The 26,196-nt window shown below is 67.6% G+C and carries 24 protein-coding genes; 6 read left to right on the plus strand and 18 right to left on the minus strand.

Annotation, left to right across the window (positions count from 1 at the left end; all coding sequences use genetic code 11):
* Nucleotides 1-4: 4 nt before the first annotated feature.
* From VFB33_16000 to VFB33_16020, 5 genes are read right to left on the minus strand one after another with little or no spacing between them, the layout of a single operon-like run.
* Entirely contained in the window at nucleotides 5-1,099 is a 1,095-nt protein-coding gene (locus tag VFB33_16000) for an acyl-CoA dehydrogenase family protein (GenBank protein ID HZO83198.1), read from the minus strand.
* A gap of 43 nt (nucleotides 1,100-1,142) precedes the next feature.
* A complete protein-coding gene (locus VFB33_16005) occupies nucleotides 1,143-1,322 on the minus strand; it encodes a hypothetical protein (protein ID HZO83199.1) in 180 nt (59 codons plus the stop codon).
* Nucleotides 1,323-1,367: 45 nt separating this feature from the next.
* Nucleotides 1,368-1,721, minus strand: a complete 354-nt coding sequence (locus tag VFB33_16010; protein ID HZO83200.1) for a hypothetical protein — start codon at nucleotides 1,719-1,721, stop codon at nucleotides 1,368-1,370.
* A gap of 36 nt (nucleotides 1,722-1,757) precedes the next feature.
* Entirely contained in the window at nucleotides 1,758-4,109 is a 2,352-nt protein-coding gene (locus VFB33_16015; GenBank protein HZO83201.1) for a heavy metal translocating P-type ATPase, read from the minus strand.
* A gap of 33 nt (nucleotides 4,110-4,142) precedes the next feature.
* On the minus strand, nucleotides 4,143-4,505 hold the full coding sequence (locus VFB33_16020) for a metal-sensitive transcriptional regulator (protein HZO83202.1): 363 nt from the start codon (nucleotides 4,503-4,505) through the stop codon (nucleotides 4,143-4,145).
* 193 nt (nucleotides 4,506-4,698) lie between these two features.
* Between VFB33_16020 and VFB33_16025 the strand changes: the two genes are divergently transcribed.
* Nucleotides 4,699-5,766: an LLM class flavin-dependent oxidoreductase gene (locus VFB33_16025; protein HZO83203.1), complete on the plus strand. Its 1,068-nt coding sequence runs from the start codon at nucleotides 4,699-4,701 to the stop codon at nucleotides 5,764-5,766.
* A gap of 197 nt (nucleotides 5,767-5,963) precedes the next feature.
* Here VFB33_16025 and VFB33_16030 read toward each other — a convergent pair whose 3' ends face one another.
* The gene (locus VFB33_16030; GenBank protein ID HZO83204.1) at nucleotides 5,964-7,250 is read right to left on the minus strand and encodes a BamA/TamA family outer membrane protein; all 1,287 of its coding nucleotides are present in this window, start codon (nucleotides 7,248-7,250) and stop codon (nucleotides 5,964-5,966) included.
* A gap of 235 nt (nucleotides 7,251-7,485) precedes the next feature.
* Between VFB33_16030 and VFB33_16035 the strand changes: the two genes are divergently transcribed.
* The gene (locus tag VFB33_16035) at nucleotides 7,486-9,180 is read left to right on the plus strand and encodes a thiamine pyrophosphate-binding protein (GenBank protein HZO83205.1); all 1,695 of its coding nucleotides are present in this window, start codon (nucleotides 7,486-7,488) and stop codon (nucleotides 9,178-9,180) included.
* A gap of 169 nt (nucleotides 9,181-9,349) precedes the next feature.
* Nucleotides 9,350-9,949 carry a hypothetical protein gene (locus VFB33_16040; GenBank protein ID HZO83206.1) on the plus strand — a complete coding sequence of 200 codons (600 nt, stop codon included), beginning with the start codon at nucleotides 9,350-9,352 and terminating at the stop codon, nucleotides 9,947-9,949.
* 40 nt (nucleotides 9,950-9,989) lie between these two features.
* Here VFB33_16040 and VFB33_16045 read toward each other — a convergent pair whose 3' ends face one another.
* From VFB33_16045 to VFB33_16080, 8 genes are all read right to left on the minus strand, one after another.
* On the minus strand, nucleotides 9,990-11,564 hold the full coding sequence (locus tag VFB33_16045; protein ID HZO83207.1) for a metallopeptidase TldD-related protein: 1,575 nt from the start codon (nucleotides 11,562-11,564) through the stop codon (nucleotides 9,990-9,992).
* An 8-nt stretch (nucleotides 11,565-11,572) separates the two neighbouring features.
* Nucleotides 11,573-13,150, minus strand: a complete 1,578-nt coding sequence (locus tag VFB33_16050) for a TldD/PmbA family protein (GenBank protein ID HZO83208.1) — start codon at nucleotides 13,148-13,150, stop codon at nucleotides 11,573-11,575.
* Between the two features lie 5 nt (nucleotides 13,151-13,155).
* Nucleotides 13,156-13,959 carry a metal ABC transporter permease gene (locus VFB33_16055; protein HZO83209.1) on the minus strand — a complete coding sequence of 268 codons (804 nt, stop codon included), beginning with the start codon at nucleotides 13,957-13,959 and terminating at the stop codon, nucleotides 13,156-13,158.
* Nucleotides 13,959-14,678 (minus strand): ABC transporter ATP-binding protein, encoded by a 720-nt coding sequence (locus VFB33_16060; GenBank protein ID HZO83210.1) that lies wholly within the window; start codon nucleotides 14,676-14,678, stop codon nucleotides 13,959-13,961. The genes VFB33_16055 and VFB33_16060 overlap by 1 nt, the downstream gene beginning before the upstream one ends.
* Nucleotides 14,668-15,609, minus strand: coding sequence for a metal ABC transporter substrate-binding protein (locus VFB33_16065; protein ID HZO83211.1), 942 nt, complete (start codon nucleotides 15,607-15,609; stop codon nucleotides 14,668-14,670). The genes VFB33_16060 and VFB33_16065 overlap by 11 nt, the downstream gene beginning before the upstream one ends.
* A 6-nt stretch (nucleotides 15,610-15,615) precedes the next feature.
* Nucleotides 15,616-17,085: a hypothetical protein gene (locus VFB33_16070; protein ID HZO83212.1), complete on the minus strand. Its 1,470-nt coding sequence runs from the start codon at nucleotides 17,083-17,085 to the stop codon at nucleotides 15,616-15,618.
* A gap of 120 nt (nucleotides 17,086-17,205) precedes the next feature.
* Nucleotides 17,206-17,493 carry a hypothetical protein gene (locus VFB33_16075; GenBank protein ID HZO83213.1) on the minus strand — a complete coding sequence of 96 codons (288 nt, stop codon included), beginning with the start codon at nucleotides 17,491-17,493 and terminating at the stop codon, nucleotides 17,206-17,208.
* A 102-nt stretch (nucleotides 17,494-17,595) separates the two neighbouring features.
* Nucleotides 17,596-18,795 carry a formyl-CoA transferase gene (locus VFB33_16080; protein HZO83214.1) on the minus strand — a complete coding sequence of 400 codons (1,200 nt, stop codon included), beginning with the start codon at nucleotides 18,793-18,795 and terminating at the stop codon, nucleotides 17,596-17,598.
* A 207-nt stretch (nucleotides 18,796-19,002) separates the two neighbouring features.
* Here VFB33_16080 and VFB33_16085 point away from each other — a divergent pair, with 207 nt between their 5' ends.
* Both VFB33_16085 and recO read left to right on the plus strand, forming a co-directional pair.
* Nucleotides 19,003-20,124, plus strand: coding sequence for an AAA family ATPase (locus VFB33_16085; GenBank protein ID HZO83215.1), 1,122 nt, complete (start codon nucleotides 19,003-19,005; stop codon nucleotides 20,122-20,124).
* A gap of 30 nt (nucleotides 20,125-20,154) precedes the next feature.
* Nucleotides 20,155-20,916: a DNA repair protein RecO gene (recO, locus tag VFB33_16090; protein HZO83216.1), complete on the plus strand. Its 762-nt coding sequence runs from the start codon at nucleotides 20,155-20,157 to the stop codon at nucleotides 20,914-20,916.
* A 40-nt stretch (nucleotides 20,917-20,956) separates the two neighbouring features.
* Here the strand turns inward: recO and VFB33_16095 are convergent, their stop codons facing one another.
* On the minus strand, nucleotides 20,957-22,132 hold the full coding sequence (locus VFB33_16095) for a substrate-binding domain-containing protein (GenBank protein ID HZO83217.1): 1,176 nt from the start codon (nucleotides 22,130-22,132) through the stop codon (nucleotides 20,957-20,959).
* Nucleotides 22,133-22,234: 102 nt separating this feature from the next.
* On the opposite strand from VFB33_16095, the gene VFB33_16100 reads away from it, so the two are divergent.
* Nucleotides 22,235-23,122 carry a hypothetical protein gene (locus VFB33_16100; GenBank protein HZO83218.1) on the plus strand — a complete coding sequence of 296 codons (888 nt, stop codon included), beginning with the start codon at nucleotides 22,235-22,237 and terminating at the stop codon, nucleotides 23,120-23,122.
* A 294-nt stretch (nucleotides 23,123-23,416) separates the two neighbouring features.
* Here VFB33_16100 and VFB33_16105 read toward each other — a convergent pair whose 3' ends face one another.
* Genes VFB33_16105 through VFB33_16115 form a run of 3 tightly spaced genes read right to left on the minus strand, consistent with a single transcriptional unit; the run spans nucleotide 23,417 to nucleotide 26,143 of the window.
* Nucleotides 23,417-24,007: a histidine phosphatase family protein gene (locus tag VFB33_16105; protein ID HZO83219.1), complete on the minus strand. Its 591-nt coding sequence runs from the start codon at nucleotides 24,005-24,007 to the stop codon at nucleotides 23,417-23,419.
* Between the two features lie 20 nt (nucleotides 24,008-24,027).
* The gene (locus tag VFB33_16110; GenBank protein ID HZO83220.1) at nucleotides 24,028-24,813 is read right to left on the minus strand and encodes a slipin family protein; all 786 of its coding nucleotides are present in this window, start codon (nucleotides 24,811-24,813) and stop codon (nucleotides 24,028-24,030) included.
* A gap of 43 nt (nucleotides 24,814-24,856) precedes the next feature.
* A complete protein-coding gene (locus tag VFB33_16115; GenBank protein ID HZO83221.1) occupies nucleotides 24,857-26,143 on the minus strand; it encodes a nodulation protein NfeD in 1,287 nt (428 codons plus the stop codon).
* Nucleotides 26,144-26,196 lie beyond the last annotated feature (53 nt).

The raw sequence follows: 26,196 nt of genomic DNA on the forward strand, positions 1-26,196 counted from the left end.
CAGCTCAGACCGTCGCCAGTCCTTCGAAGCTCGAGAAGCCACGCGCGTCGCGCAGCCACAGCTCGACCGGATGCTCGCGGATATAGCCGTGGCCGCCGAGCACCTGGACCGCATTGTCGGTAACCTTGAGCGCGGCGGCAGCGACGTAGTTGCGGGCGAGGTAGCTTTCCTTGAAGGCGTCAGCGCCGCGGTCGAGATGCCATGCGGCCTCCCACGCGAGCAGGCGGGAGGCGTCGATCTCGATCGCCATCTCGGCGAGCATGAAAGCGACCGCCTGCTTGGTTGCGATCGGCACGCCGAAGGCCTTGCGCTCGCGGGCATAATCGCGAGCGTATTCGAAGGCCGCGCGCGCCACGCCCACCCCCATCGCGGCCAGCGCGACGCGCGACTGGCTGAGCACGCGCCGGAAATCGACTCCGCCGCCACCGCCCAGACGCGCTTCGGCACCGACCCGCAGGCCGTCGAGCTCCAGCTCGAAGGTTTCGAGCGCCTTTAGTCCCATGTTCTTTTCGCGCCCGCCGATCCTGAGCCCAGACGCTCCGCGCGGAACAAGGTAGCCGCCGACACCATCCCCCTCGGTCGCCCACACCAGAATCGTCTCGGCGGATGCCGCCAGCGGCACCAGGCATTTTCGTCCCGAAAGCACGAAACCTGCGCCGTCGCGCCGCGCCGTGGTCGCAAGCTCAGAGGCGTCGAAGTCCCATCGCGGCTCCATTAGCGCCGCAGTCGCCGGGGCGAACTCCGCGCCGGCGAGGCGCCTTAGATGGCGCTCGCGCTGATCGTCGGAACCGAATTCGAGCACAGGGAAGGCGAGCAACCGCGGGCACAGCGCATGCAATGCTATCGCGAGATCGCCCCACGCGAGCTCCTCGGCGACAATCGCGCCGCTGACCGCCGAGCGCGCATCGCCGTTGCCGCCGAGTTTTTCGGGAATCGGCCCTTGGACCAGGCCCAGTTGCCAGGCCTTGGCAATAAGCCCGGCGCAAATAGCGCCGCTCTCGTCGGCCTCCCGCGCCGCCGGGCGGATCTCCTCGCGCGCGAACGCGCCGACGCTGTCGCGCATCATCCGCTGCTCTTCGCTCAGTTCGAAGCTCACCATGATCTCGTTTCAGCCCAATTTTGCCCTGGAACGGTTGCGCTCGTCAGTCCGGCTCGCGCCGATCCTCGGCCTCTTCCTGCTCACGGCGCAACCGCGCCCGCTCGCGCGCGCGGCGGTAGCGGGTCGTATCCTCCTCGACCCGGGTAGGCGGGGCGAGTGGCTTGCGCACCTTGCGCATCACGCCGTCTCCCGGTTTGTGGATCGCTCGCCTACGCGACGGCATTCTTCGATACTAACGAAGCGCGGCGACAAAACCACGCCGGTGTTGTCACTGCCCGGCGCCTTTCCTTGCCATCGCGCGATGCCAGGCGGCGAGCGCTCTGTCCTGCTCGGCGGCCTGCTGGTACGACCTGATGAGCGCCTTGCAGTGCAGCACGTTGGTGGTCTTGGTGTAGATGTTCTCCGAGGCGCGATGGAGCTTGACCATTTTTTCGTTCGCGGCCGCCTCGCCGTCGTAGTAAGCGGCAATCGCCTCGTGGTCGGCCGGCGCCTTCGCCTTCGCAATCATCTGGTTGAGGTTTTCGCTCGTGACCGCTGCCGGCTGAGCGGCCACCCGACCCGCCGACACAGCAGCGGCAAGCACGATCAGCGCGGCAGCGAACAGCCCGGATGCTCTCTTCATGCTTTCCTCCTCGGCATTGTTATCACCCGACCGTGCCTAAATCGCGACGCGGCGCAGCCGCAGCGCGTTGGCGACCACCGACACCGAGCTGAGCGCCATCGCCGCGCTCGCGATAATCGGGCTCAGCAGGATTCCGAACCACGGATAGAGGACACCCGCCGCGATGGGCACGCCGAGGGCGTTGTAGACGAAGGCGAAGAAGAGGTTCTGACGGATGTTGCGCATGGTGGCGCGGCTGAGCAGGCGCGCCTTGGCGATCCCGCGCAGGTCGCCTTTGACCAGGGTGATCCCGGCGCTCTGCATCGCGATATCGGTTCCCGTGCCCATCGCGATCCCGACCTGCGCCTGCGCCAGCGCCGGCGCGTCGTTGATCCCGTCGCCCGCCATCGCAACAATTCGCCCTTCGGCCTGAAGCCGTCTGACCTCGCCCGCCTTGTCCTGCGGCAGGACTTCGGCCCGCACCTCGTCCAGCCCGAGCCGACGCGCGACCGCCTCGGCGGTGGTCCTGCTGTCGCCGGTCAGCATCACGATCCGCACGCCGCTGCGCTTAAGCAGGCGCACGGCCTCGGCGCTGGATGGCTTTATGGGGTCGGCGACGCCGATAACGCCGGCGGGCTTGCGGTCGATCGCGACCAGCATCGCGGTTTCGCCCTCGACTCGCATCCGTTCGGCCCGCGCGGCCAGCTCCGCCGAAGGAATCTGTAAATCTTCGAGCAGGCGCGCATTGCCGAGGGCTACCTGGTGACCGTCCACGACGCCAGTTACGCCCTTGCCCGAAATCGATTTGAACTCACGCGCGTCGGCCAAGGCGATGCCGCGCTGCTCCGCGCCTGCCACGATGGCCGAAGCCAGCGGGTGCTCACTGCCGCGTTCGACCGCAGCCGCCATCCGCAGCAGCGCGGTCTCATCCCACTCGCCCACCGCCGTTACGGAAGCAAGCCGAGGCTTTCCCTCGGTCAGGGTGCCGGTCTTGTCGACGACCAACGTGTCCACCTTCTCCATGACTTCGAGCGCCTCGGCGTCCCTGATCAGTACGCCCGCGGTGGCGCCGCGGCCGGTGCCCACCATGATCGCCATCGGGGTCGCCAGCCCCAGCGCGCACGGGCATGCGATTATCAGGACCGAGACCGCGTTGACGATCGCCTCGCCCAGCCCGGGCCCCACAAACAGCCAAACCACGAACGTCAGCGCGGCAATCGCGACCACCGCAGGCACAAACCATCCGGAGACCACATCCGCCAGCCGCTGGATTGGCGCCCGGCTGCGCTGGGCCTCGCTCACCATGTGCACGATCTGCGCGAGCAGCGAGTCGGCGCCCACTTTGCGCGCCTCCATCGTGAAGCCGCCGGCGCCGTTTACGGTTGCGCCGATCACCTTGTCGCCGGCCCTCTTCTCGACCGGCATCGACTCGCCGGTGATCATCGATTCATCGACAGCGCTGGCGCCGTCGAGGACGACGCCATCAACCGGCACCTTTTCACCCGGCCGCACGCGCAATCGATCACCGGGCTTGACATGCTCGAGCGGAACGTCGCGCTCGGAGCCATCGGGCAGGATAAGCCGCGCCGTGCGCGGGGCGAGATCGAGCAGCGCTCGAATCGCGCTGCTGGTCTGGCTGCGCGCGCGCAGTTCGAGCACCTGGCCGAGCAGAACGAGGATCGTGATCACTGCGGCGGCCTCGAAGTAGGTCGGAACCGCGCCGCTCGGCTCGCGCGCCGAAACCGGAAAGAGCTCGGGCGCGGCCAGCGCGACCACGCTGTAACTCCAGGCGACGCCGACACCGATCGAGATCAGGGTGAACATGTTAAGATGGCGGCTGAGGAGCGAACGGTAGCCGCGCTCGAAAAACGGCCATCCCGCCCACAGCACCACCGGCGTCGCGAGGATGAGCTCGGCAAGGTCTGCGGTGCGGGCCGACAACAGCGCCGACCATACGCTCTCCGGCACCATCACCAGCAAAACCACCGGCACCGTCAGCGCGGCGCCGATCCAGAACCTGCGCGTCATGTCGCGCAGCTCGGCATTCCCCTCCGGGGCGAGCGCTGGTGTGCGTGGTTCGAGCGCCATCCCGCACAGCGGACAGTCTCCAGGCGCGTTGCGCACGACCTCCGGATGCATCGGGCAGGTGTACTCGGCGGCCTCCTGGACCGCGGGCGGCGCCTTCGCTGCGACGTGCGCCCGCATGGGCGCGGAAGTGGTAGGCCGGCTCAGATATTTTGCAGGGTCCTCAACGAAGCGTTCGAGGCACTTCTGCCCGCAGAAGTAGTAGCGCCGGCCGTCGTGTTCGGCAGAGCGAGCGCTCGGCGTAACCTTCACCTTCATCCCGCAGACCGGATCGGTCGCGTGCTCGACGGTTGCCCCAGCCTGGCCGACCTCGATTTCCGTCATGGCTTAACTCCGCGGCGAGCGCCCAAGGGGCGTCTAACGGGCAAATTTGGCGAACAGGCCCAGGAGTTCCGCATACGTGTCCTCCGCGCGGCGGGAGCTGCCGCTGCGAATCGCGTCCGCCGCGCAGTGGCGCAGGTGGTTGTGGAGCAGCTCGCGCGCCACCGCCCGCAGCGCCTCGTTGATCGCCGCGATCTGGACCAAAATGTCCGCACAGTAGCGCTCCTGCTCGACCATCCGCTGCACGCCGCGGACCTGGCCCTCGATGCGCCTGAGGCGGCGGAGGTTTTTCGCCTTGGCACCCGTATCGACCGCAACGGCGCGCCGGCGCAACGCGTGCTCGGCGCCGCCGTTCCGCCGGCCGTCGGCTTTCTGTGTGTGGTCCATTTCCAGCTCCATTCTAATACCCCTGCAGGGTATCAGGCCAGCGTATGGGGACATCGCCCGATGATCCGCGGGTGGTGCGTCATGCCGGCAGCCGCGGGCGCGGCCCGCCCACACGAGTGCGCCTCCACCGCGCAGTTGATCGCGGTCCCGCTTGGACTAAATTCAACTGCGCGCCGCTCGTCGGCGCAACAAAGGAGCTTCGGTCATGGAATTCGGCACCCTCATCTTTACCAAGCCGCAGCGCGCAATCATCGATACTCGCTACGCCGAGGAGCGCGGCTTTACGCACGCCTGGTTTCCCGACTCGCACATGATCTGGGGCGACACCTACGCGTGCATGGCGCTGGCGGCGGCCAGCACGACCCGGATCAGGCTCGGCACCGGCATCTCCGTGGCCAAAAACCGCATCCCGCCGGTGACCGTTCATTCGATCGCGACGATCAACGAGCTTGCGCCCAGGCGCGTGATCCTGGGCTTCGGCACCGGACACACGGGGCGGCGCGTGATGGGCCTGCCGCCGGTGAGCTTCGCCGATTTCCGCGAGGAGGTGCGTGTCATTCGCGAGCTGCTGCGCGAGGGCGAGGCCGTTTACAACGCCGAGGGGCACGCGCGCAAAATCCGCTACCTCCATCGCGAACGCCGCTTCATCAACCTCGACGACAGGATTCCACTTTACGTTGCGGCCAATGCGCCGCGTGCGCTCGCGCTCGCCGGCGAGTTCGGCGACGGCATCATCACGACCGGCGTGGCGACGCCCGAGCGGATGGGCGCGGTGCGGCGCCATGCCCAGGAAGGCGCGCGCGCGGCGGGCCGCGAGCCGGGCGGGATGCCGATAGTCTCGCTCAGCCACGTATGCGTGCTGCGTCCGGGCGAGGCGATGGATTCGCCGCGCGTGGTCGAGATGGTGGGGCCGTGGGTGATCACCTGCCTGCACGCGATCGCCGCCGGATACGCCAAGCCGCGCTCGCTCCCACCCGACGCGCGCAAGGTGTATGACGCCTATGCCGAGTACACGGAGCGGATGGAACCGGCGGCGGAGCGCTATCTGAAACTGCACGTCGGACACTGCACCTACGTGGTGCCCGAGGAGCGCCGTTTCGTGACGGCGGAGACCATTCGCGCCACGACGATCATAGGAAGCCGCGAAGAGCTGGTGGACAAACTGCGCGCGCTGCAGAGCGCGGGGCTCGGTCAGATCATTCTCAACCCGTCGATGGATCGGTTCAACGAGACGATCGATGAGGTGTCGCGCGAACTGATCGGGCGGGTATAGACGGAAAAGCAACCAACCCTCGGCCGGACGGGGTCCCGGCTCGGCCCAAGATGCGCGAGTTCGGAGGCCTGCGTCCCACTAACCCGGAAGGAACTCGCTGGAAGTGGCAACCGCCGGCAGGTGGAGCGGGCGTCCCTGCCCACCTTGAGGTGGTAAGGCTGCCGGGGCCCGCGCCGCTGACGAACAGGGCTCCGCGCCTAGAACGGGTAGTTAATTCCGGAGAAGACCGCGGCGCCCTCGCCGCCCCATCCGACGTCAACATAGCCGACCACGAACGGCTCGGCGATCCCGCGAAAGCCCATTCCGCCGACCGGATGGAGATCAGTGACGAAGACCTCGCCGGGGTTGTGGAAGACCCGCCCGGCGTCAAAGAACGGCGCGAGCTCGAGGACGCCGTGAGTGTTGAAGATGTCGGTGTCGAACACCCGCGCCCGCATCTCGATGTTGACGTCGAACAGGTTGTTGTCCACCCAGCGGCCGGCGCCGTAGCCGCGCAGGGTCTGCTGCTGGAAGAACAGGCTCTCTTCGCCGCCCAGGCGCCCCATCGACCAAAACGGCACCTCGTTGCCGCTCGGCATGTACTGCAAATAGCCGTGAGTGGCAAGCGTGATCTTCTGCCCGATCGGGAAGTAATGGCGGAGGTCCATGCCGAAGCGGGTGTACGAGATCGAGCTTCCCATGCTGCGGTCGGCGAACGAGGCGTAAACCATCGAGTAGCCGCCGTCAGTCGGGATGTCGATCGAATTGCGGGTATCGTAGCTGAGCTGGACCTGGTTGAGCAGCTCGCTGCCGCCGCTGAGCCCTTTGAGGGTCGGAAAAAGCTTGAAGATGGAGGGGATGTTGTTGAAAGCGCCGTTGAAGATGCGCACGTAGCGCGGACGCTCATAAAGCGCGAGCTGGAGCCGGGGTGTGATGTTGTAGCCTAGCGTGCCCTCGAAATAGAGCTGCTCGGTCGTGTAGTTGGTCTCTTCGCCTTCCGCGGCACTGTTGCCGATCCCGAAGAAGCGCTCGGTGGGATCGCGCTCGAAGAAGAAATGGCCGCTGAACGACCAGGTCTTCTGATGGGTGCGGCCGATCGCATAGTAGAGATCGACGTTGCGCGCGATCTTCTCCTGCAAACCTCCGATCACCCACCACTGCTCGTCGGCCGACGGATAGGAGAGAAAGCGGAAGGTCCCCCCGGCGCCGAGGGTGGAGTTGTTGTTGATGTCGGGCGCAAGAATATCCGTTATCTGATTGTTCTGGTCGTTGAACAGCGCGGCCAGCAGCACGCCGTAGGTCACGCCGGCGTTGGGGTCGCTCTCGACCTCGGGCACCGGAATCATCGTGAATGGCCAGTTATGCGGATTGAGCGGCGTCGGCCAGGTGTTGGGGTTGAGATAGCCCGGCCAGGTGTCAGGTTCGATAAGGCTGAACGCGCGCGCCGGGCGAGCCCAGCACAGCGCGAGCACCAGCACTAGGGCGACTGTGCGCAAGTGTCTCATCAAATGGTGATCGACAAGCCGAATCGGCCGCTCACTTTCGGGGTTACACCGTGACAGGCATCGGCGTGCTGATCAACCGTGCCGCGCGGTTTCCGCGCTTGCCTGAAATGTGCAAGGATTCCGGTCGGGCAAGCCCCAGGGTTGAAGAGCACCCGCAGCGCACAGCGCACCGCCCCCGACGGGGGATGGCGGCGGGCGCGAGCGGGCGACCCGACTAGTACGGAGGATCCAGGCGATGGCCACAGTCGACGGCGGTGAACTGGTAGCCCGCGTGATGCGGGAAAACAAGACGCGATACTGCTTCGCGATCAATGGCGGACATCTGTTCCCCATCCTGGCCCAGCTTCGCAGTCACGAAATCAAGCTCATCCACATGCGTCACGAGCAGGCGACCGCCTACGCTGCCGACGGCTGGGCCCGGATGACCGGCGAGCCCGGCGTATGCATGGTCACCGCCGGATGCGGCCTGACCAACGCGGTCACCGGACTGTGCCTGGCGGCCATGACCCAGAGCGCGGTGGTCTGCATCTCTGGCCAGCATCCCAACACCGAGGATCACCAGGGCTCCTTCCAGGAGGCCTACGGCTCCGAGGTGGTGCGCAGCTTCGCCAAGTACACCAAGCGCGTGACCGACTTCAGCACCATCGAGTTCGACATGCGCCTGGCCTTCCGCGAGGCGATCACGCCGCCGCAGGGCGTCGCCCTGGTCGAGATTCCGCAGAACATCCTTTATCACCACGCGCGCGAGGGCGAGGCGCAGATTCCGGGCGGGATGCGCTTTACGACCGACGACCTGCGCGCGGCGGGCGACCCGGCCAAGATCGATCGCGCGCTGGAGCTGCTGCACGCGGCCGAGCGCCCGCTCATCGCGGGCGGCGACGGCCTGTTCTGGTCGCAGGCCGCGCCGGAGCTGCGCGAGTTCGTCGAACTGACCTCGATTCCGGTCTACGCGCGGCGCGCCGGCCAGGGCTCGGTCTCCGAGGAGCATCCGCTGGCCGTCCGCGGCGCGTTCAAGAAGCCGTTCACGGGCCGCGCCGACGTCGTCCTCACCCTCGGCTTCCGTTTCTGGAGCGGCGAGCACTTCGGCCGCCCCAAGACCTGGAACGACAAGGCCAAGTACATCCAGGTCGATCCTACCGCCAGCCGGATCGGCTGGCAGGTGCCGGCCGAGGTGCCGATCGTCGGCGATCCCAAGCTGGTCCTGCGCCAGATGATCAACCGGCTCAAGGAGCTCAAGCTCGATTTCTCAAAGAACCGCAATTCGCAGTGGCTCAAGGAGCTCGCCGAAGTACGCGCCAACTTCGAGCGCCAGGTCGCCGACAACGCAAAGAAGTTCCATACCAACCGCCCGATTCATCCGGCGCGCCTGAGCCGCGACCTGGTTTCCGTACTCGACAAGAACGCGACCGTCGTGATCGACAGCTTCACCTTGTCCGGCTGGATGAGCCAGAACATGATCTGCCGCTTTCCCGGCCAGATCATCGACGCCGGTCCATTGGCGCCGGTCGGCCACGGCTTCGGGATGGGGATTGGGGTGCAGCTCGCGCGGCCCGGCGCGCAGGTCGTTCTGGTCATGGGCGACGGCGGACTCGGCATCGGCGGCTTCGACATGGAGACTGCCGCGCGCTACAAGCTGCCGATCGTCTGCTTGCTGTGGAACAACAGCTCGTGGGGACCGAGTTTCGAGTCGATGCCGTTGCTGAAGGACCGCACCGATCCGTTCAACATGCTCCAGGACATCCGCTACGACAAGATTTTCAGCGAGATGGGATGCCACGGCGAGAACGTCACCGAGCCCGAGCAGATAATCCCGGCGCTCGAACGCGCTTTTAAGTCGGGCAAGCCGGCGCTGGTCAACGTGATTGGCGACAAGACGGTCGGCCATCCGACCCTGGGCGGCAACCTGCTCGGCTCGACCGGATCGAACTAGAGTCGGCACGTCGCCTGGCTCGTGTCCGCGGCGCAGCAAAGAGCAGCCCACGGGCGGCGGGAGGTGAGCCCCGCCGCCCGTGCAATTTTTGGATGCGCCGCGACCGCTGCTGTGCCGTGGTCGTAACTCCGGCTGGCGCGGCGCTCCGAACCGTGTAAGCTATAACGCCATGGTCCTCGGATCCTTGCGCGCGCCGACGCGCCTGGCGGGCGCGGCAGCAATGCTGCTGGTGTTGGCGCTGGTTTCCGCCGGATGCAAGGCGGCCAAGCAACAGGTCGCGGCGACACCGAAGAGCTGCCCCGACGGCGCCGAGCTCAAGGGCGCGCCGCCGCCGGAGGGCACCGAGATCTGGTGTGAAAAAGAGGTCGGTGGCGTGCCGGTAAAGGACGGCGTCTTCGTCACGTATAACCTCAACGGCGACCGGATGCTCGAAGGTTACTATCACGACGGCAAACAGACCGGCGAGTGGACCATGTGGTACAACAACGGCCAGCGTGCGTCGGTCGATCACTACAAGGACGGCGTCCAGGACGGCGAGCACATCAGCTGGTACGCCAACGGGGCCAAGGCGATCGAGGGCAATTACCGCGGCGGCAAGCGCGAGGGCGTGTGGCACCGATGGGATGCCAACGGCCTGCGCATGTGGACCGACGTCTATCAGGATGACTTGAAGGTCTCGACCACCACCTCGACCGGACCTGGGGCCGGCACAGGTGGCAGTGCACCTGCCGGCGCAGCCGCGGGCAACGACGCCGCAACCAGCAAGTAGCGGCGCGCCTGCGCCGTCGATATTGATTTCGCCGCGCGCCTCATTCCATCGCGGACGCGGGCGCTTCGATCGCGGTTAGCGGGATGCCGTCGGCCGCCAGCGCGACCGTGTAGTACGCCTCGGGCGCGCCCCATACCAGCGCCGCCGCTGCGCGATTACCCACGCCGAGCGGGCGGGCGAAAATCTGCTCGATGTTCGCGTTGATCCGCAGCGCATTGGGCGCCAGCGGCGCGTCGAGCGCTCCATTGCGGATGAGATAGGAATCGCCGCTTACGGTGCAGGTGAAGTCGCCCGCGCGTTGGCCGTTTATCGGGTAGGTGTACCAGACCCGACCGACGTAGATCCCCTCGCCTACTGCGCGAATCAGCTCGCGCTCGCTCACACCTCCGCGCGTCCGCATGATGACGTTGGTCGCAGTCGAAGCCGGATGGGAGTCGTAGCGGCGCACCGCGCTGTCGCCGAGGCGGTAGCCGCTGTGGGGCGCGAACCGGATCGTGTCGCCCGCCAGCGGACCGAGTTTCTCGCCGCGATGCTCGTCGGTGGAGAGCCGATGGCTGTCGTAGAAATTGGAAAGTAGCCCTACCAGCCGGCCGTCGCGGACCAGAGGCGTGCGCATTGCCGCCAGCCCCTCGCAGGTGAGCCGTCTGCGGATCGCGCCCCGCGGTGCTGCGGGGTCATCGTACAGGCTGATCCGCGAATCCATCACCTGCGCGCCGAAACGTCCGTGGTACGCGCTGTTGGCGGCGTGAAAGGAACCTGTCGTCAGCGACGGCACCACCATGTAGTTCAGAAGCTCGGCCACCGGCTGCGGACCGAGCACGACGCGATAAACGCCGCCTGGCGGACGCTCGCCGCTGCCCAGCGCGAGCGCCCGCATCACGGCGTCGCGTCCCGCGCGCGCCACCGCTCGTGCCAACTCGGCCGGGGTCGCGCCAATGGCCGACGCAGTGCCCTTGGCGCCCAGCGATTCGATCAGCGCCGTGACCATGCATGTGAAATGCGCGCCGGTTTCGAGCCGCACGCCGTCGAAGTTCGAGCTGACGAGCGCCATCCGATCGCGCATCAACGAAACGTCGCCGCCCAGGACCAGCCCGGGCGAGACGCTGCGCGCGGCGCGATGCGACCTGAACGCCTTCAGAGCGCCGCCGATTATCTGCCACGCTCCTTCGACCAGCGGCGCGTCGCCGGCGCGCGCAAGGCCGCGGCGCTCGGCATCGGCGCCGCCGCTGCCGGGGCGCGCCGCGCGCAGCGCCCTGTCCGGAGTGAGCGCCTGTGCGGCTGCGGGTAATCCGGGGAAGTACGGGTCCACCACCACTGCGCGGCGCGCGCGCGCAAGCGCCGCGCGCAGCGCTTCGACGCTGAAGTCGCCCGCCTCGGCCGCCATCCCGGTCTCCCGCCCATCGCGGCGCATCACAATCCTGAGCGCGAAGCCGTCGGCCGCATGCGTCTTCGCCTCCTCGACGCCACGGCACGGGATGTCGGAGGTGTAGGCAAGACGGGCCACGCGATGCTCGCCGCTTGCGCAATAGACCTCGAACTGTCCGAGATCTTTCTCGCGCGCAAGCAGCGCGCGCGCCGCGCGGGCAAAGCCGGTGAGTTCCGAAGCCGAGCGCATCGCGCGCCTTACCGTCCGCCCAGCCGCGCGCGCGAGCGCAGCGTCGGCCCGCCGTTCGACATCCGCTTGACCTGCATCGGCTGGCCCTTGCCGCAATTGGGAATCGCGATCAGCCGCAGGTCGTTGCCGACGGCATCAATATCGAGGAAGAACCGCCGCGAGTCGGCGATCACGCTGCCCGCGCGGTAGAGCCGCCCCAGCCGGCCGCGCTCGATCTCGTACACGCGGCGGGCCGAGATGCGGAAATTCTCGCGCGACTCGGCGATCGACGGAATCGCGCTGCCGCAGATGTAGTAGCCGCGTTCGACCTCGGCGATCATCGACTGCGGGTCGCTCTCGCCCGGCATCACGAACGTGTTCGACATCCGTATTAGCGGGACATAGAAGACTTCACTCGCGCGCGCGGCGCCGTTGGGCTCCACCCCGAGCACGGCGGCGGTGTCGCGCGAATTGAGAAAGCCGCTGAACACCCCGTTCTCGATATGCATCACGCGCCCCCCGGGCGTGCCCTCGTGGTCGTAACGGTAATGGCCGTAGCCGCCGAGCGTCGGATCCGAGCACGCGTTGAGCAGCGGCGAGCCGACGCGCCGGCCGATCTCGTTGTCCACCAGCGAGCGCAGAAACCAGCTCCGCCCAGCATACGCCGCCTCCATCTTGAGCGCGCGGTCGGCCTCGCTCGGATGGCCGATAATCTCGTGGGCGAGCAGCGCGTTGAAGTGCGGGTCGGTGACCACTGTGACCTCGGTCTCGGGCGGCTTGAGTGCGGGCGCCGCGGCGAGCTCGCGCGCCTCGCGGCCGATCTCCAGCGCGAACGCGACGAGGTCGGGGTTGGGCATCAGTTCGTCGCGCCAGGGTTCGAGCAGACACTCGAGGCCGCGCTGCTGGCCGATCGTGTCGTAGGTTTCCTGATGGCCGTCGGCGCTCTGCGCGACGACATAGCAATCGCCCTGCGAAAACGCGAAGCCCTGGGTTATCACCGAACCGGAGCTGTTCACAAACAGCTCCTCACGCAGCTCGCTCAGTGCGGCGATAACGTTGAAGGCGATCTCCGGGCCGAGCGCGGCGACCTGGGCCGATGCCTCGCGGGTCAGGCCCTTGAGCGCGGCGGAATCCAGCGTGCGCGGGTCACGTCGGAAGACGGCCGCGACCTCGTCTTGCACCGCCGCTGGCGGTTCGAATCCGGCCGCGGCCATGCTCTGCGCGCGCGCGCCCAACTCGCGGATTAACGCGGCCTTTGCGCGGGCCCCAAGCCGCGCGCGCCCGTACGCCTCCTCAAGCGCCGCGCGTATCGTGCCTATCAGCTTGCCCGGCGCGAGCGCGAGCCGGCCGAGCTCGACCCCGGCCTGGCCGACGCCGACCGCTCCGCCGCGCCCGCCCACGCGCACGCTGAGTCCCACGCCGGCGCTCTCACCCTCCTGCGCCGAGCGCGGCTCGCCGTCGGCGGCCGAACTCGACCGGCTGAACATCGCCTCGAACCGCAGATCGGCATAAAGCGCATCGCGCCGCGTGCGGACGAAACGCGCGAGCAATATCGGCCCTTCTTTCTTGAGCAGCTCGACCGCGTCGAACGCGTCCCTGGATCCCATCGCGATTACTCGCCCCGGATTGCGGACCAAATGTAGCTGAGTCCGAAAGCGGCGGCGAGGAGCGCAACGATGCTTGGCCCGGTGGGAAGGTCGAGCCAGTAGGAGCCGGCGATGCCGGTCACCGTGCACACCAGGCCAAGCGCGGTCGCCAGGCTGAAGGCGGCGGCAAGGCTTCCGACCAGGCACAACGCGGCGGCGCCCGGCGCAACCAGGAGCGTGAACGTCAGCAGTGCGCCCACGCCGCGTATCGCGATCGCCACTGCGACGCCGAGGGCGACGTAGAAAATCGTGTTCCACAGATCGACCCGGATCCCTAGCGCGCGCGCCATGTCCGGGTCGTAGGCCGTGATCAGGAATTCCTTGTAGGCAAGATACTGGATCGCGAGCACCACGCCGAAAGCGATTACCATCGCCCACAGCAGCGGCAGGGGCACGGTGAGAATATTGCCGAAGAGCACGTTGAGGATGTTGCCCTCGCCGCGCGGCGACCTTGCGATCAGCAGCACGGCGGCCGCCGCGCCACCCGCATACAGCATCCCGATCAGCGCCTCCAGCGGAAGCCGCAGCTTGTCGGCCGCGCGCGAGAAGGCGAGGAAGGTGATTATGGTCAGCGCGATCGCGACCGCGAACGGTTCGACATTGACCAGGATCGCCAACGCCACGCCAGCCGAGGAAATCTCGGCCACCGCCGCGCCGACGAAGACGATTCGCCGCAGCACGACATAGACGCTGAGCGGCGCGAGTCCGAGCGCGACCAGCACGCCCGCAATCAGCACGTGGCGCATGAAGGGGACGCCAAGCAGGCCCATCAGACGCCCTCCTCGCTGTAGGCGCGCGCGAGGTTCGCCGGCGCAAGCATCTCGTCCTTGGCGCCGATGAGCAGGCTGCCGTCGGCGGTTATCAGCGCGACGCGGCGGGCGAAGTTTTCGATCGCGCTCAGCAGATGAGTAACGAAGACGACAGTGGTCGCGCCGGTGCGCTGCAAGTCGAGCAGCAGCTCCATGATCGCCCGCTCGGCCCGGATATCCATCCCGTTGGTCGGCTCGTCGAGCAGCAGCGCGTCGGGCTCGCCGGCCAGGGCGCGCGCGATCAGCACGCGCTGCTGCTGGCCGCCGGAAAGCGAGCGGTAGGGGCTGTGTGCGTGGCGTCCCATCCCGACCCGCCCAAGACATCCGTGCGCGATTTCAACGTCGCCCGCCCTCGCCCGCCGCATCGCGCCCAGCATTCCGAACCGCCCCATCACCGCGACTTCGAGCGCGGAGAGCGGAAAGTGCGGATCCAGCCGCTCGCGCTGCGGCACGTAGCCAAGCCGCGGGAGAGCGCCGTTTCGCGCGACCCATTCGATCGTCCCCTGCCGCGGCGCGAGCAAACCGAGCATCGCGCGCAGGAGCGTGGTCTTGCCCGAGCCGTTCGGACCCATCACGCCAAGGAAGTCGCCGCGCGCTATCGTGAAGTCCAGCCGGCTGAGCACCGTGCGCGCGCCGTAGCCCAGCGCAACCCCCCGCACGCGCACTAGGTCATCCGGCATGGCTCTTCCTCAGCGCGGCGACGAACTGGCCGACGATGTAATCGATCATCGAGATATAGTCCTTCTGCTCGGGCGTTCCGCCGACGTCGATCGGCAGATCGAGATACGGCACGCCGACCTGGCCGGCGACCAGTTTGGCGATCGACACGTCGTAGTACGGTTCCGTAATGATCAGGCGTACACCGTCGCGCTTGCAGATGTTGATGACCTCCTCGACCCGCCGCGGCGAAGGCACGAACCCCGGCTTGCTCTCGATCGTGGTCGGAATCACGAGCCCGAAGGCACGCGCGAAGTAATCCCACGACTCATGGTAGGGCACGAATTTGACCCCGGCGTACGGCGCCATCTCGGTGCGCCATTTGGCCTCGGCCGCGCTCAGCCGGTGCTCGAAGGCGGCCAGATTGGCCGCGAAGTATTGCTTGTCGGCGGGGTCGCTGTACGCGAGCGCGTTGAAGATGTTGCGCGCCATGATGCGGCCGTCCTCGGGGTCGAGCTGGTAGTGGGGATTGCCGTAGGGATGGATGTCGCCGAAGCTGTAATCGACCCGTCCCTGGGGAACGTCGAGCAGCGGGATCTGATAGGAAACCTGCGCCTTGACGAGGCTTGAATTGTTGGCCTCGTTGACGAGGTCGCGCGCCCATTCCTCCAATCCGAGCCCCACCTGGATGAACAGCCGCGCGCGATGGATCTTGAACAGGTCGCTCGGCCGCGGCGAATAGAGATCGGCGTTGAAGCCAGGCGGCACCAGCGCCGCAACTTCCACCTTGTCGCCGCCCACGGCCGACGCAAGCGCGGCGAGGTCGGTAGTGGTAGTGACGACGCGCAGCGGCGCCGCGCACAGCGGCCGCGGCGCAGCGAGCGTAATCCCCACCGCAAGCGCCGCGACCGCGAGCGTCGCAGGGATAAATCGGTTTACCGGTATGAATCGCATCACAACTTAATCCAGCGGTTTGAGGTTGCCCAGCGAAAAGGTTGCCTGGAGATAGACGAAGTCGGCGGCGCGCATCGGCCCGCTCGCTGTCGCGTGCGTGTACTGCATCCGCAGCCGTGTGTTGTCGGATACGAAGTAGGTGAAAAGGGGCGAGGCCGCGAACTGAGTGCCGCGCGCCACCCCCGGCACGTCCCACATGTCGAGCAGCAGCGCCGCGTGATAGCGCAGCCAGAAGTTGTAATCGAGCAACGTGTACACGCCGCGCTTGATCCCGTGGTCGCCGACGTTGGCCCGCTCGGCCAGCAGTCCCTCGGCGCTCCAGGTCCAGATGTGGCGTTGGTCGGGCGCGTACTGGATTTGCAAAAACGGGTCTTCCAGATAACTCTGTCCGCCGCTGCCCGCGCCCGGCCCGCCGGCCATGCTGAAACCCGCGAGCATCGAGCCCGACGTGAACAGCTCGCGCGAGTACATCAGGCTGCCGATATAGGCGAAGTCGAACGTGTTGCCGTTGCGATGGTCGAAGGCGAGCGTGTTCTGCCCGCTGATGACATTGAGGTCCGCCTTGAGGTCGAGCTCCCACGGATTGGGCACATAGGCGCTCAGGTTGACGCCCGGATTGATGAAGCCGTCGGGGCCGATGTACTGCGCGAGCGCGTCGGGCCGATTCACCACCGGGAGCTGGAACGTGTCGAGCCCGTTGAGCAGGCCGAAGGTGGAGCGGTACTGGCCAATACGCAGATTGAGGCCCCAAGGCAATTTGTGGAAAACGAGAAAGGCCTCCTCGATATCGAATGGTCCGTCGTTGGGTTTGTCGATCGAGATTTGCGCGTTCGTGTAGGGGTCGATCGGCGAAAAGAAGATGAGCTGGGTATCGCGCGGGACAAACTGATCGTTGGCCGGGTTGTAGCGCGGGTCGCCACGATGGAGGTCGCTCTGCTGAAACGTGATATCGCCGACGCCGCCGATATCAGGGATGAAGACCTTGGGCACGCCCTGCACGCTGGGGATGATCACGCCCTGCCCCTGTGGTGCGCCTCCCATGCCGAATCCCGGTTGGCGCGCAGTTGGGCCCGATAGCTCGCCCGGCATCAGCGACTTCAGCGCTCCGGCGGGCGTGACCCCAGTGCCCGCCGGCGTCACTCCGGGCGGCGGCGCCGGCAGGCCGCTCTCGGCGGCCTGTGCCGGCGCCGCGCCGCGGGCCGCCGTCGGCGCCGCGCCCGAGGGCGCCGCGCCGGCAGCGGACGGCTGGGTGCTCGGCGGCGCGGCCTTCAGCCGCGCCGTCAGGGCATCGAGCCGCTCTTGCAGCGCGCCCAGTTGCGCGCGCATCGCGCGCACTTCGGCGCGCAGCTCGCTAACTTCCCTGTCGCGGGCGGCCGCCGATTCGTCGGCGGCCGCCGCGACCGCCGGCAGCGCAGCCACCGCGGCCGTCGCCGCGCACCACACCGCCAGCAAGGCGATACCCATCCGCGTCGCCATACGTTCTCACTCCGCAACGGGTTATGTATCGCCGCCCGCCTTCCTCGCTGGGGCGAGCGTCGATTCCGCGCTCAGCCCGGGCCGAGCGCAGCTCACAAATTGAGAATCAGCGCGAAAGCGTCAGACGACGCGGGACGGCGGCGCGCGGGTCGGCGCCGAAGTGCGGTCGGGAACCACCGCGCGCTCCGGCGCCGCCGTCGCCAGCGCACTCAGCGCCGGCTGAGGCCGCGCCAGCGACGGCGTAGCGGCGGGATTGGCCGGGAAGTGAACTGCGAGCAGGCAGAGCGCGCACACCCCGGCGTCGACGTTGACGACCGGCGCGAGACTCGCGCGCGCGGAGGCAAGCTGTGGATGGTAATGGGCGGCCGCGGCGGTCTGCGCAAAGAGCAGAAGCGCTGCGGCGATCAACGCCAGGCGCCTGAGGCTCCGCGCGCTGATGCAGCGCCGCAGTCTTGCCGTATATGCGGCGTCTCCCATGCTCGTAAGGGCAAGGCGCACGAGGCGCGCCGCCTAAATCACGCCTTCCTGCTTGAGACGTTCGACCTCGGCGGCGTCGAAGCCGAGATATTCGGCGAAGACTTCGTTGTTGTGCTGGCCGAGCAGCGGCGCGCTGCGCACCTCGACGGGCGAGTCTTCGAGCTTGACCGGGCATCCGGGCATCGTGAACTCGCCGCGCACCGGATGCTGAATCGTCGCGATCATTCCGCGCTCGCGCAGATGCGGGTCGTTGAGCAGTTCGACGCTGTCGAGCACCTTGCCGCACGGGACGCCGGCTTCGCCCAGGATGCGCATCACCTCATGCTTGGTATGCTGGCTGGTCCAGGCGGTGATCGCTTCGTTGATTTCGTCGACGTGATGGCCGCGCGAGCGGCGGTCCTTGAAGCGCTCGTCGGTTATCATGTCCTCGCGGCCCATCGCCCGGCACAGCGCGCTCCACATTTCGGGCGTGGTGCACAGGATATAGACGTAGTCGTTGTCGCCGCCGGGCGCGCATTTGAAGACGTCGCCGGGCGCCCCGCCCGCCAACCGGTTGCCCATCCGCGGCACGGGCTTGTGCGTGATGTACGTGCCCATCATCGGCACCCGGCAGAAGTTGAGGATCGCGTCCTGCATCGCGACCTCGACCTTCTGGCCCTTGCCCGTGCGCTGGCGCTGGATATAGGCGGCGAGCACGCCGATCGCCGCGTGCATCCCGGTGCCGGTGTCGCCGATCGTCGGCCCGGGCTTGAGCGGCGGCGAGCCCGCAAAGCCGGTCAGCGCCATCGCGCCGCCCGAGGCCTGCGCGATCATGTCGAAGCTCTTGTACTTGCTGTACGGGCCGTAGGTGCCGAAGCCTTTGATCGTCAGGTAGATGAGGCGCGGATTGAGCTCGCGCAACCGCTCCCATCCGAAGCCCCAGCTCTCGAGGGTGCCGAGCGAGAAATTCTCCGAGAGCACGTCGAAGTGCCTGACCAGCTCGGCGAAGATCCGCTTGCCGCGCTCGTCCTTGAGGTTGAGCGTGATCGAGCGCTTGTTGGCGTTGAGCAACATGAAGTAGTGCGAATCGACGCCGGGCTTCTCGGTCAGCTGCCAGCGCCCCTGCTCGCCGGTCTTGGGAGTTTCGACCTTGACCACGTCGGCGCCGAGCCACGCCAGCATCTCGGTGCACGAGGTGCCGGCTTCGAACTGCGTCAGATCGAGGACCCTCACGCCTGCCAACGCCTTGTCCATCGGAGCCCTCCTGCCCGGACGGTCCCCGCACTTCGCCGGCGCGCGCGCTTGGGCGGCAGCGCGGGGAGCTCTGGAGTTTAGATTGGTTGTACCGCCTCAAGCGCGCCGCGGCAAGTTGGCGAGCCGCTCCCTTCTCGCCTCGGTCGCGCGGCCTCTGATAAAAGTGGGGCAAGTGAGCGCACCGTGCGTGCGCCGTTCACAAAACTGATGTCGATCGCAGCCACGAGTCTCGCCCGCATCCGCGACGAACTCAACCAGACCTTCCTCGAACGGACTGACCTCGTTGACGGCGCGCTGTGCGCGCTGCTCTCGGCCAATCACGTGCTGATCATCGGGCCGCCCGGGACGGCCAAGTCGATGCTCGCCGACGAGCTTTGCCGGCGGATCGAGGGCGCCAACTATTTCCAATGGCTGCTCACCCGCTTCAGCACACCCGAGGAGATCTTCGGCGCGGTGAGCTTAAGCGGGCTCGAGCAGGATGACTACCGACGGGTGACCACGAACAAGCTGCCCGAGGCGCATATCGCCTTCCTCGACGAAATCTTCAAGGCCAATTCGTCGATCCTCAACGCGCTGCTCACGATTATCAACGAGCGCTTCTTCCACAACGGGCGCGCGCGTGTGCGCGTGCCGCTGATTACGATGTTCGGGGCATCCAACGAGCTGCCCGACGAGGAGGAGCTCACGGCGCTCTACGACCGCTTCATGCTGCGCTTCACGGTCGATTACATCGCCGAGGATTTCCGCTTCCTCAAGATGCTGGAAGGCGCACGGCCGCCCAGCCGCACCACCCTGAGCTTCGCCGAGCTCGACGAGCTGCGCGCCGCCGCGCGCGCGGTGGAAGTCGCGCGCGGCGTGCTCTCGGCAATCGCCGAACTGCGCCGCGAGCTTGGACGCCGGCAGATCGTCGTCTCCGACCGCCGCTGGCACAACTCGCTCGACATCTTGCGCGCGCACGCCCTGCTCTCTGGCCGCACTGCGGCCGCCGAGGACGATCTCGCCTTCCTCGAGCACGTGCTATGGAAGGACCCTGAGGAGCATCCTAAGGTCCGCGACGCGATCCATCGCCTGATCAAGGGCTACGAGGAGCAGGCGCGCGAGCTTCTTATCCAGAGCCAGGAGCTGCGCGAATACGCCGAGCGCGGATGGGAGAGCGAGGAGATGCGCAATCGCGCGCTGGTCGAGGCCCACACCAAGATCGCCAACATCCTGGTGCGGCTAGACAACCTCGTGCGCGAGGCCGTCCAGAGCGGCGCCGCCGTCGCAGGCATCGAGTCGATGCGCTCGCAGGTCAGGGAGATCCAGCAGGCGATGCTGCGCCGGATGTAGTCCGCGCGGCACGCCGCGACGCGCTCGCCGATGCCCGCCGAAGAATCCACCGCCGCGCTCGTGCTCCGCACGCGCGACTACATGGAGTCCGACCGTATCGTGACCCTGCTCACCGAGCGTGCGGGCAAACTCGGCGGCATCGCCAAGGGTGCCAAGTCCTCGCGCCGGCGCTTCGAGCGGCGGCTGGAGCCTTTCTCGCACGTGATGCTGTATTTTCGCCGCCGCCCGCACGGCCAGCTGGTCTTCATCACGCGCGCCGAGGCGGGCGACCTCGCGCAGTACAATCTCGACGGCGACCTCGGCCGCTTCGCGCTCGGTTCCTACATGCTGGAGCTCGCCGACGCGCTCGCCTCCGAAGAGGCCGACGCGGCCGGCGCCTACCGCCTGCTTGCCGGAGCGCTCGGCGCGCTCAGCGCGGGTGCGGCGGGTGCGGCGCTGCGCCAGGCCTACGAGCTGCGGCTGCTCGGATGGGCCGGCTTCGGACTGGACTTCGAGCGTTGCCGCATCTGCGGGGCGGACCAGGCCGGCGCGCCGGCGGTGTACTTCATCGTCGACCGCGGCGGGATCGTGTGCGTGCGCTGCCGCGAAGTGACGCCTGAGGGTGGAATCCGGCTCGGCGCCGCGAGTGCGTCCGCGCTCGCGCATCTCGCACGCATTCCTGTCGGCGACGCGGCCGGGGCGCAGGCGGCTGGCCCCGACGGCGCGCTTGCGCTCGCCCGCTTCATCGCGTCGGTCGTCGATCGCAGGCTCAAGTCGGTGGAGTTCCTCGACTCGATAGTGGCGCCGCGCTGAAGGCGCGCGCGCCGCGGCGCAAAGCGGGTTGCCGCGGCGGTCAGTTGAGCCGGGCGATCACCTGCCCGGTTGAGCTCGTATCGTAGCCGCTGAGCGCGGCCAGCTCGCGCGCGAAGCGCGACGAGTTGAGCGCTTCGAGCATCGCACGCACCGGCGCCGACTGCAGATCACGCTCCAGGACCACCAGATCGTAGCGCTCTTCGCAAATCGGAACGAAGTCGAGATTCCATGCCGCGGCCGCCACTCGCAAAGTGGGGCCGGTGTCGGCCTCGCCCGCGGCGATTGCGGCGGCCACTTCGAGATGGCCGCTAAACTCGCGCGCGTAGCCCGCAATTCGGCGCGGCGCGATCTTCAACGCCGCCAGCGTCCGGTCCAACATCAGCCGGGCGCCCGAGCCAGGCTCCCGGTTGGCCAGCCGCACGCCGGGCCGCGCGAGATCCGCGACTGAGCGGATTGCCAGCGGATTGCCGTGCCGCACGCCGAGTCCGAGCTCCCACCGCGCGAAATTCACCATCAAGGCGTGCCGCCGCCCCAGCGCCTCGCGCACGGCGCCAACGCTGGACTCGCCGCGAGCGGGCGCGGAGGCCCGCCCCGCCGAGGACTCGCCTCGATCTCCCAGATGGACGCCGGCGGCGTGGACGCGGCCTTCGAGCAGCGCGGCGAGCGCCGCGCGGCTGGAGCGCGCAATCGGCGCGAGCGCGGCGGCGGAACGCTGGCGTCCGAGCCAGTCGGCAAGGACCGTGACCGCCGGATCGCATCCCGCGACCAGCAGCGTCGTTTCGATTTCTTCCGGCGTGCGAAACGCGGCTACGCGGGCGCGCCGTCCGTGCACGGCTTCAAGCACGCCGGGCGCCGGTGCCAGACGCAAGGCGGGCGACGGCTGGGGCTGCGCGACCAGCCGTCCGCCGACGCGTCCGAGCGCAACCGCGCCGTGCGGCCTCGCGCCCGCCTCCGCTCGCTCGTCGCCGATCCAGGCGGCTTCCAGGTGGGTCTGCGAGTCGGACGCACCGAAGAGCGCCTCGACGCTTTCGCCGAGTTCGCGCGCGAGGGCGAGCGCCACCCCGACGCCCGGCTGGTAGGCCCCAGATTCGATCGCGCTCAGCGCCTGGCGCGAGATTCCGGCGCGGCGGGCAAGCTCGCTCTGACCGAGGCCGCGAGCGATGCGCGCCCGCCGCAGCGCCGACTTTGATTCTGCCTGCGCCAGTTTACTTGTCATTTGTCCTGAATATTGGCATAGATGACGCCTGCTATGGAAGTTCGAAATTCGTCCCGACCAAATCTCATCGCGTGTCTGGTTGCCACGGCCGTCGCAGTAATCGTGCTCTCGGCATCGCGGGCCGCTGCGCAGAGCCCATCGAGCCCGCCGGCGCTTTCTGCGGAACCGTCGCTGTTCGCGCCGGTCGCGGAGTACTTCGCCGACTGGATGCCGCGCGCCACACGCATTCAGTCTGAACAGCCGCACTGGATTACGCCGCTGGTCACGGTCACGCCGCGGCTCGAACAGGAGTACCGCTACGATCAGTTATGGCAGGCGCAGGCGCACGGCGCGGCGCTCGATAACTTCGGCGCGAGCAAAGGGCTCGAATTGATCCCGTGGTACAACGTCGAGGTCATCCTCGGCGTTCCCGGATGGATCGCGCACAACGGCTCCATCCCGCATCCCAAGGCAAAGAAGAACGGCAAGCGACCGGTCGCGCCGCCCATCGACGGCTGGGCTGACGAAACCTTTCTCGTGAAGTACCGCATCCTGTCCGCCAATGAGGACAGCGGCAATTACCTCCTGACCGCCTTCATGGGTTTCAGCGCTCCGACCGGTGCCGACGGCAATAGCGCGCGCCATGCGGTCTTCACTCCGGCGATCGCGTTCGGCAAAGGATGGGGCGCCTTCGACTTCCAGAGCACGCTGGGGGTTGCGATTCCCAACGGCGGGATGGAGCGGCTGTCGATGCCGCTGAGCTACAACACCGCCTTCCAGTACCACGTGCTCACGTATTTCTGGCCGGAACTGGAGGTCAACTACACCTGGTTCACCCGCGGCGAGAACGCGGGCAAGAACCAGGTTTTTCTGACGCCCGGACTCGTCGTCGGACGCATCCCGGTCCGCGAGCGGCTCGGCCTGACTTTCGGAGCCGGCTACCAGGTCGCCGTCACGCACCATCCGGCGTACAACCACGCCGTCGTTTTTTCCGGGCGCATTCCGTTCTGACCGCGCGCGAGCGATTGATGCTTCGGCAAATCTGCAATTTCGTGCATCAGGCTTGCGGCGGGCACGGCCCTCAGGGCGCTCGCCGTGGCGGCGCTGGCGGTGCTGGCAGAGGACTTCGTGCCAGTTGGAATTGATTTCGGACGCATGCGCCGATGTCGGTGTGTAGAGCCCCGAGAAATGCGGCCTGCGCGCCTATTCCCAGCCCTATGGCGTCGACCCGCGCCACCGGATGCCGGCGGCGCTGCGCGCGATGGCCCGTCCGCTCGGCGGCGACTGACGCGCGGGCCGAAGTTGTCAGCTCTCGACCAGATGCGGCTCGACGATCCGCGGATGCAGGAAGCGTCCATCGCTGTGCTCGACGAGCACGATTCCGCAGTTGGGCGGGACGTGCGCGCTCTCCCAGCAGCCGGTCAGGTGCGCCCAACAGCACAGCATCACGCCGCCATGGCTGACGACGACGAGTTCGCCGTCAGCGGCGCGCGCCGCCAGCCGCTCGAGCACCGGCGCAACGCGTGCGCGCACGTCCTCGTAGCTCTCGCCGCCCTCGGGGCGCCATAGCCACATCTTCTCGGTATCGAACGTCGGATCGTCACGCACGGCGTCGTAGGGCTGCCCCCTGAGATAGCCGAAATTGCGCTCGTAGAGGCCGGGCTCGATTTCGGTCGGCAACCCCAGGGCATCGGCGATGATCCGGCCGGTCTCGCGCGCCCGCGCGTAGGGACTGGTGATTACCAGGCGCGGCCTGAACAGGCGCGCGATATGCCGCGCCGCCATCGCGGCCTGCTCGCGGCCGAGGTCGGTGAGCGGCGCGTCCGGTGTGGTGGTAAAGCGGCGTTCGCGATTGCCTTCGCTCTCGCCGTGGCGAACCATTATCAATTTACCCATCGCGAAACGACAGTCCCTGATCAGGGCTTGGCCGTGCCCTCCGCCGCCGCGCCGGCGGCCGCGCGCCGCATTGTGTAGAACGGCTCGAGCAGATCAAGCGGGATCGGGAACAGCGTGGTCGAGTTGTTCTCGGTTGCGATCTCGGCCAGAGTCTGAAGATAGCGCAACTGAAGCGTGATCGGGCTCTTGCTCATGATCTCGGCCGCCTCGGCCAGCCGCTGCGCCGCCTGGAACTCGCCCTCGGCGGCGATCACCTTGGCCCGTCGTTCGCGCTCGGCCTCGGCCTGGCGCGCGATCGCGCGCTGCATGTCCTGCGGCAGGTCGATGTTCTTGAGCTCGACCAGGGTGACCTTGATTCCCCACGGCTCGGTCTGCGCATCGACCACCTCCTGGATGCGCGCGTTGAGCTTCTCGCGCTGGGCGAGCAGATCGTCGAGGTCGGTTTGGCCGCCGACCGAGCGCAGCGTGGTCTGTGCAAGCTGCGTGGTTGCGAACAGGTAGCTTGCGACCTCGGTCACCGCGCGCGACGGATCGAGCACGCGGAAGTAGAGCACGGCGCTGACTTTGACCGTGACGTTGTCGCGCGTGATTACGTCCTGGGGCGGGATGTCAAGCGTGACCGTGCGCAGATCGACGCGCACCGCGCGCTCGACAATCGGGATGACGAAAATCACGCCCGGACCGCGGTAAGGCGTCAACCGGCCGAGCCGGAAGACGACCGCACGTTCGTATTCGTTGTACACCCTGATCCCGCTGAGCAGGATGATCACGCCGATTACCACGATCACTCCCAACGCTATCCCCATAGTCGTTTCCCCCCGGCCGCAGTCCGGCCGCGCGCTCCTGCGTTCAGTTGCCCGATTCGCTCCCCGGCTCGCGCCGCACTTCGATTTCAAGGCCGCGCACTGCGGTGACCCGCGCGCGCGTCCCCACGCCGAGCGGCTCGTCGCTCACCGCCCGCCAATGCTCCCCGTGTACGAAGACCCGCCCGTGGCCGCCGGGCGCAATCGCTTCGCGCACCTCGCCGATTTCGCCGAGGAGGCCCTCGCTGCCAGTCTGCGCATGGCGGCGCCGCTCGCGCAGCACGACCCATCCCAGTCCGACGATAATCGCGCTCATCGCGATCGCGGCGCCGGCAATCATCCCGCGGTTGATCCGCAGGTCGGTCTGCGCACTGTCGATCAGCAGGAGCGAGCCGATCACGAAGGCGGTCACGCCGCCCACGGCGAGCACGCCGTAGCTGGTCACAAACGCTTCCGCGATCAGCAATGCCACCCCCAGCAGCAGGAGCAAGAGGCCTGCGAGGCTGATCGGCAGAACCTCGAACGAACCGAGCGCCAGCAGCAGGCAGATCGCGCCCGCCACCCCCGGCAGATAGACGCCCGGATGGGCGAATTCAAAATACAGCCCGACGATCCCGGCCATCAGCAGCAGATAGACCAGGTTCGGATCGGCCAACGTGTTGAGCAGGCGCTGCGCAAGCGTCATCCGCGCGCGATGGATCGCGGCATCGGCGAGCGCGAGCTTGACCGTGCGATTGCCGACCCGTACCTCGCGCCCTGACGCCTGCACCAGCAGGCTTCGCAGGTCGGGCGCGACGAGGTCGATAACGTGGCGCTTGAGCGCCTCGTCCTCGCTCAGCGCGGAGCTCTTGCGCACCGCCTCCTCCACCCATTGCTCGTTGCGTCCGCGGTCGCGCGCGATACTGCGGGCGAGCGAGGCGGTGAAATTCTCGATCTTCTCGCCCATCGCGCCCTTGATCTCGCCGCCGCTCTCGCTCACCGGGTGGGCGGCACCGATCGTGGTCCCGGGCGCCATCGCGGCGATCGCCGCCGCCTCGGTTATCAGCGTGCCGGCGGAGGCCGCGCTCGCGCCGGACGGCGCGACGTACACCATCGTGGGCAGCGGCGCGTTGAGCAGGTCCTTGACCATGCGCCGGGCGGAGCTGAGCAGTCCGCCCGGCGTGTCGAGCTGGACCACCAGCGCGGCCGCGCCTTCGGAGCTGGCGTGCTCGATAGCGTCTTCGAGGTAGGCGGCAACGGCGGGATTGATCGAGCCGTCGATCTTGATCAACTCGACCCACGCGGCCGGCGCGGCCGCCCCGCCGGAATTCGCGGGGACGCCGCTCTGTGTCACTGCTTGGGCGCCCGCCGCCTTCGACGCTTTGCGCGAAGCGTGGCTCGCGCGCG

Source organism: Candidatus Binataceae bacterium (assembly GCA_035650475.1).
Lineage (GTDB): Bacteria > Desulfobacterota > Binatia > Binatales > Binataceae > JAKAVN01.

Coding starts and splice junctions, on each gene's coding strand:
- VFB33_16000 (HZO83198.1), bottom strand. CDS start 1,099: ATGGTGAGCTTCGAACTGAGCGAAGAGCAGCGGATGATGCGCGACAGC.
- VFB33_16005 (HZO83199.1), bottom strand. CDS start 1,322: ATGCCGTCGCGTAGGCGAGCGATCCACAAACCGGGAGACGGCGTGATG.
- VFB33_16010 (HZO83200.1), bottom strand. CDS start 1,721: ATGAAGAGAGCATCCGGGCTGTTCGCTGCCGCGCTGATCGTGCTTGCC.
- VFB33_16015 (HZO83201.1), bottom strand. CDS start 4,109: ATGACGGAAATCGAGGTCGGCCAGGCTGGGGCAACCGTCGAGCACGCG.
- VFB33_16020 (HZO83202.1), bottom strand. CDS start 4,505: ATGGAGCTGGAAATGGACCACACACAGAAAGCCGACGGCCGGCGGAAC.
- VFB33_16025 (HZO83203.1), top strand. CDS start 4,699: ATGGAATTCGGCACCCTCATCTTTACCAAGCCGCAGCGCGCAATCATC.
- VFB33_16030 (HZO83204.1), bottom strand. CDS start 7,250: ATGAGACACTTGCGCACAGTCGCCCTAGTGCTGGTGCTCGCGCTGTGC.
- VFB33_16035 (HZO83205.1), top strand. CDS start 7,486: ATGGCCACAGTCGACGGCGGTGAACTGGTAGCCCGCGTGATGCGGGAA.
- VFB33_16040 (HZO83206.1), top strand. CDS start 9,350: ATGGTCCTCGGATCCTTGCGCGCGCCGACGCGCCTGGCGGGCGCGGCA.
- VFB33_16045 (HZO83207.1), bottom strand. CDS start 11,564: ATGCGCTCGGCTTCGGAACTCACCGGCTTTGCCCGCGCGGCGCGCGCG.
- VFB33_16050 (HZO83208.1), bottom strand. CDS start 13,150: ATGGGATCCAGGGACGCGTTCGACGCGGTCGAGCTGCTCAAGAAAGAA.
- VFB33_16055 (HZO83209.1), bottom strand. CDS start 13,959: ATGGGCCTGCTTGGCGTCCCCTTCATGCGCCACGTGCTGATTGCGGGC.
- VFB33_16060 (HZO83210.1), bottom strand. CDS start 14,678: ATGCCGGATGACCTAGTGCGCGTGCGGGGGGTTGCGCTGGGCTACGGC.
- VFB33_16065 (HZO83211.1), bottom strand. CDS start 15,609: ATGCGATTCATACCGGTAAACCGATTTATCCCTGCGACGCTCGCGGTC.
- VFB33_16070 (HZO83212.1), bottom strand. CDS start 17,085: ATGGCGACGCGGATGGGTATCGCCTTGCTGGCGGTGTGGTGCGCGGCG.
- VFB33_16080 (HZO83214.1), bottom strand. CDS start 18,795: ATGGACAAGGCGTTGGCAGGCGTGAGGGTCCTCGATCTGACGCAGTTC.
- VFB33_16085 (HZO83215.1), top strand. CDS start 19,003: ATGTCGATCGCAGCCACGAGTCTCGCCCGCATCCGCGACGAACTCAAC.
- recO (HZO83216.1), top strand. CDS start 20,155: ATGCCCGCCGAAGAATCCACCGCCGCGCTCGTGCTCCGCACGCGCGAC.
- VFB33_16095 (HZO83217.1), bottom strand. CDS start 22,132: ATGACAAGTAAACTGGCGCAGGCAGAATCAAAGTCGGCGCTGCGGCGG.
- VFB33_16105 (HZO83219.1), bottom strand. CDS start 24,007: ATGGGTAAATTGATAATGGTTCGCCACGGCGAGAGCGAAGGCAATCGC.
- VFB33_16110 (HZO83220.1), bottom strand. CDS start 24,813: ATGGGGATAGCGTTGGGAGTGATCGTGGTAATCGGCGTGATCATCCTG.